Genomic DNA, 4,065 nt, shown 5'->3' on the forward strand with positions numbered 1-4,065 from the left:
CACCGGCCCCGGCCGCCTGCTGGGCCTGCGCGAGCCGGGTGCTGGCCGCCTGCTGCTGCCGCTGCTGCCCGCCGCCGCGCCACAGGTGGCAGATGGCCAGCGCCAGCGCGTCGGCGGCGTCGGCCGGGCGCGGCGGGTCGGAGAGGCCGAGGATGCGGCAGATCATGTGGGTCACCTGGGCCTTGTCGGCGCGGCCGTTGCCGCTGACGGCGGCCTTGACCTCCGAGGGGGTGTGCATCCCCAGCGGCAGCCCGAGCCTGGCCGCGGCCAGCATCGGCACGGCCGAGGCCTGCGCGGTGCCCATGATCCCGCGGATGCTGGTGCGGGCGAACACCCGCTCGACCGCGACGGCGTCCGGGGCGTGGTCGTCCAGCCACTGGTCGATCTCGGTCTGCAGCGTCAGCAGCCGCTCCTGCGGCTCGTCGGCCACCGGGGTGCGCACCACCCCGACCGCCACCATCCGCAGCGGCCGGCCCGGCGTGCCCTCGACGACGCCGAGGCCGCACCGCGTCAGGCCGGGGTCCACACCCAGCACTCGCACTGGTCGCTCCCTGTCCTCGCCGGCGAACACCTGTTCGCAACCACCGTAGGCGACGCCGGCGACCCCGACCGGCAGGACGCGCCGGGCGCGCCGCACCGGACCGGTGTCAGTCCTCGTCCAGCTGCGCCAGCACCTCGTCGCTGACGTCGGCGTTGGAGTAGACGTTCTGCACGTCGTCGCTGTCCTCCAGCGCCTCCACGACCCGGAACGCCTTGCGGGCACCCTCCACGTCCAGCGGCACCGTCACCGTGGGCACGAACTGCACCTCGGCGGAGTCGTAGTCGATCCCGGCCTCCTGCAGCGCGGTCCGCACCTGGACCACGTCACCGGGCTCGGAGAGGATCTCGTAGGTGCCGCCCAGGTCGGTGATCTCCTCGGCCCCGGCCTCCAGCACGACCTCGAGGACCTCGTCCTCGGTGCGGTCCTCGGCCGTGACCTGCACCACGCCGCGGCGGTTGAACAGGTAGGCCACCGATCCGGACTCGGCCAGCGAACCGCCGTTGCGGGTCAGCGCGGTGCGGACCTCGGCGACGGCACGGTTCTTGTTGTCGGTGAGGCACTCGATGAACAGCGCCACCCCGCCGGGCGCGTAGCCCTCGTAGGTGAGGGCCTCCCAGCTGCTGCCACCGGCTTCGGCACCGGACCCGCGCTTGACGGCACGGTCGATGTTGTCGTTGGGCACCGAGTTCTTCTTCGCCTTCTGGATGGCGTCGTAGAGGGTCGGGTTGCCGGCCGGGTCACCGCCCCCGGTGCGGGCCGCGACCTCGATGTTCTTGATGAGCTTGGCGAACAGCTTCCCCCGCTTGGCGTCGATCGCCGCCTTCTTGTGCTTGGTCGTCGCCCACTTGGAGTGACCGCTCATCGCTCTCCCTCGTCATCGGTCGTGGCCTCGGCAGCCTGCGAACGGGGCCCGATGCTACCGACCACCTCCCGCACCATCTGCACGAACAGCGCGTGGAAGCGGTGGTCGTCGGTGACCTCTGGGTGGAAGGACGTCGCCAGCAGCGGCCCCTGCCGGACCGCGACGCCGGTCTCCCGGCCGTCCACGGCCACGCTGGCCAGCACCTCCACGCCGGGACCGGCCTGCTCCACCCACGGGGCCCGGATGAAGACCGCCCGCACCGGCGCGCCGCTACCGGGCAGGGCCGGCACCTCCAGGTCGCACTCGAAGGAGTCGACCTGCCGGCCGAAGGCGTTGCGCCGGACCGTCACGTCGAGCCCGCCGAGGGTCTGCTGCTGCGGGTGGCCGTCCAGCAGCCGGTCGGCGAGCATGATCATCCCGGCGCAGGACCCGTAGGCGGGCATCCCGCCGGCGATCCGCTCCCGTAGCGGCTCGCGCAGCCCGAACACCCTGGTCAGCCGGTCGATGGTGGTCGACTCGCCGCCGGGCAGGACGAGTCCGTCGACCTGGTCCAGCTCGGCGGGGCGGCGCACCAGCAGCGCCTCGGCCCCGGCCAGGGTGAGCGCCCGGACGTGCTCGCGCACGTCACCCTGCACCGCCAGCACGCCGATGCGCACCGGGCGGGGGCGCTGCTCCTGCGCCGGGCCGGCCGCCGGCTGGCGGGCCCGCCCGGTCGGACCGGCCCCGGTCACCAGCCGCGCTCGGCGAGCCGGTGCGGCTCGGGCAGGTCGTCGACGTTGATGCCCACCATGGCCTCCCCCAGGCCGCGGGAGGCCTGCGCGATCACGTCGGCGTCGTCGTAGAAGGTGGTGGCCTTGACGATGGCCTCGGCGCGGGCGGCCGGGTTGCCGGACTTGAAGATGCCCGAGCCCACGAACACACCCTCGGCGCCCAGCTGCATCATCATCGCCGCGTCCGCGGGCGTGGCGATGCCGCCGGCGGTGAACAGCACCACCGGCAGCGAGCCGCGGCGGGCCACCTCCGCGACCAGGTCGTAGGGAGCCTGCAGCTCCTTGGCCGCGACGTACAGCTCGTCCTCGGCCATGCTCTGCAGCCGACGGATCTCGCCCCGGATGGAGCGCATGTGGGTGGTCGCGTTGGACACGTCACCGGTGCCGGCCTCGCCCTTGGAGCGGATCATCGCGGCGCCCTCGGTGATGCGGCGCAGCGCCTCGCCCAGGTTGGTCGCGCCGCAGACGAACGGCACGGTGAAGGCCCACTTGTCGATGTGGTGGCTGTAGTCGGCCGGGGTCAGCACCTCGGACTCGTCGATGTAGTCCACCCCGAGGCTCTGCAGCACCTGCGCCTCGACGAAGTGGCCGATCCGGGCCTTGGCCATGACCGGGATGGAGACGGCGTCGACAATCCCGGCGATCATCTCCGGGTCGCTCATCCGGGCGACGCCGCCCTGGGCGCGGATGTCGGCGGGCACCCGTTCCAGGGCCATGACCGCCACGGCGCCAGCGTCCTCGGCGATCTTGGCCTGCTCGGCCGTGACGACGTCCATGATGACCCCGCCCTTGAGCATGTCGGCCATGCCGCGCTTCACCCGCGTGGTGCCGGCCTCGTGCTGCGGGCTGGTCTCGGTCGTGCTCATCTCAGCGGTCCTCCGGCGGGGTCGGGGTCGACGGCGGCGCGCGGCGCCGTGTCGACGGGTGGTCGGGCGCGCCCGGCAGCTCCGCAGGGGCCGGGCCTCGCACCTCAGTCTACGGCGTCGACAGGCCAGCCATCGTCGAAGGTCACCGGCTGCGGCTCGCGGGAGCGTCCGGCCAGCCGCAGCCACCGCACGTCCGGGCGCCGCCGCAGCCGCAGCACGTCCTCGACCGCCTCGTTGTGGAAGCGGCGCGCGTAGCGGACCCGCACCGCGGCCGCCCGCAGCCGTGCCAGCGCCTCCTGCGCCCCGTCGGAGCCCAGCGCCTCCCCGTGCTCCGCTCCCCCGGAGGTCGCGTCCAGGGCGGCCTCGGGCACGCCAGGCACACCGCGTACTACCCCGTCCTGGCCGATCACCGCCAGCGCGGGGTCGACCGCGCGCAGTACTTCGGTGAGGCCCGACTCGGTGCGCGCCCGGTCCGGCGACCAGGGGCCGGGCATGGCCAGCGCCTCGGAGGCGGCGCCGGCCAGCAGCGTCGAGGTGGCCGGGTCCAGGTCACCGGTGAGCGCCAGCTCCAGGGTGGCCTCGGCCCGCCGGACCAGCTGGGCGTCCAGGGCGGCCGCGGTGGCCTGCATCCGGTGGTGCAACCGGTCGAGCCACACCGCGGTGTAGGACAGCAGCCAGCCCACCGCCAGCAGCACCGCGAGCGCCACGGCGCCCCACAGCAGCCAGGTCCAGGTCCCACCGGTCACCGGCGCCGCCACCTCCCTCTCCCCCACGGCCGCGGGCCGGCTTCCAGGCTGACCTGCGCCTCCCCGGCAGTGCGCACCGACTCGTACACCGCCACCACCTGCTCACCCACCCGTGACCAGTCGTACTCGCGGGCCCGCGCCAGCCCCTGCCGGGCCAGCCGGGACCGCAGGTCGGTGTCTCCGAGCACCCGGCTGAGGCGGTCGGCCAGCCCCTCGGGGTCGCCGACGGGGAAGGTCATCCCGTAGCGGCCGCCGCCCAGCACGGCGTCGAAGGCAGGCA

6 protein-coding genes are annotated in these 4,065 nt (G+C 74.2%); all 6 read right to left on the minus strand.

Translation table 11 applies throughout. The annotated features are described in order from the left end of the window. On the minus strand, positions 1-541 hold a 541-nt coding region (gene ruvC / locus GFJ45_RS15425; RefSeq protein ID WP_153398806.1), incomplete at its 3' end, for a crossover junction endodeoxyribonuclease RuvC. Between the two features lie 106 nt (positions 542-647). Next, on the minus strand, positions 648-1,403 hold the full coding sequence (locus GFJ45_RS15430) for a YebC/PmpR family DNA-binding transcriptional regulator (protein ID WP_153398809.1): 756 nt from the start codon (positions 1,401-1,403) through the stop codon (positions 648-650). After that, entirely contained in the window at positions 1,400-2,059 is a 660-nt protein-coding gene (pdxT, locus tag GFJ45_RS15435; protein WP_153398815.1) for a pyridoxal 5'-phosphate synthase glutaminase subunit PdxT, read from the minus strand. Before pdxT ends, GFJ45_RS15430 begins: the two co-directional genes overlap by 4 nt. 71 nt (positions 2,060-2,130) lie before the next feature. Next, positions 2,131-3,039, minus strand: a complete 909-nt coding sequence (pdxS, locus tag GFJ45_RS15440; RefSeq protein ID WP_153398812.1) for a pyridoxal 5'-phosphate synthase lyase subunit PdxS — start codon at positions 3,037-3,039, stop codon at positions 2,131-2,133. A gap of 104 nt (positions 3,040-3,143) precedes the next feature. Beyond that, positions 3,144-3,785, minus strand: coding sequence for a hypothetical protein (locus GFJ45_RS15445; RefSeq protein ID WP_228387177.1), 642 nt, complete (start codon positions 3,783-3,785; stop codon positions 3,144-3,146). Then, positions 3,782-4,065: glycosyltransferase (locus GFJ45_RS16540; RefSeq protein WP_194288717.1), on the minus strand; the 284-nt coding region annotated here is incomplete at its 5' end. The genes GFJ45_RS16540 and GFJ45_RS15445, both read right to left, overlap by 4 nt.

The sequence above is a fragment of the Ornithinicoccus halotolerans genome (genome assembly GCF_009602535.1).
Lineage (GTDB): Bacteria > Actinomycetota > Actinomycetes > Actinomycetales > Dermatophilaceae > Ornithinicoccus > Ornithinicoccus halotolerans.

What these genes read in the sequence shown, in the direction of transcription:
- GFJ45_RS15430 (WP_153398809.1), bottom strand. Translation starts at nt 1,403, where the DNA reads ATGAGCGGTCACTCCAAGTGGGCGACGACCAAGCACAAGAAGGCGGCG.
- pdxS (WP_153398812.1), bottom strand. Translation starts at nt 3,039, where the DNA reads ATGAGCACGACCGAGACCAGCCCGCAGCACGAGGCCGGCACCACGCGG.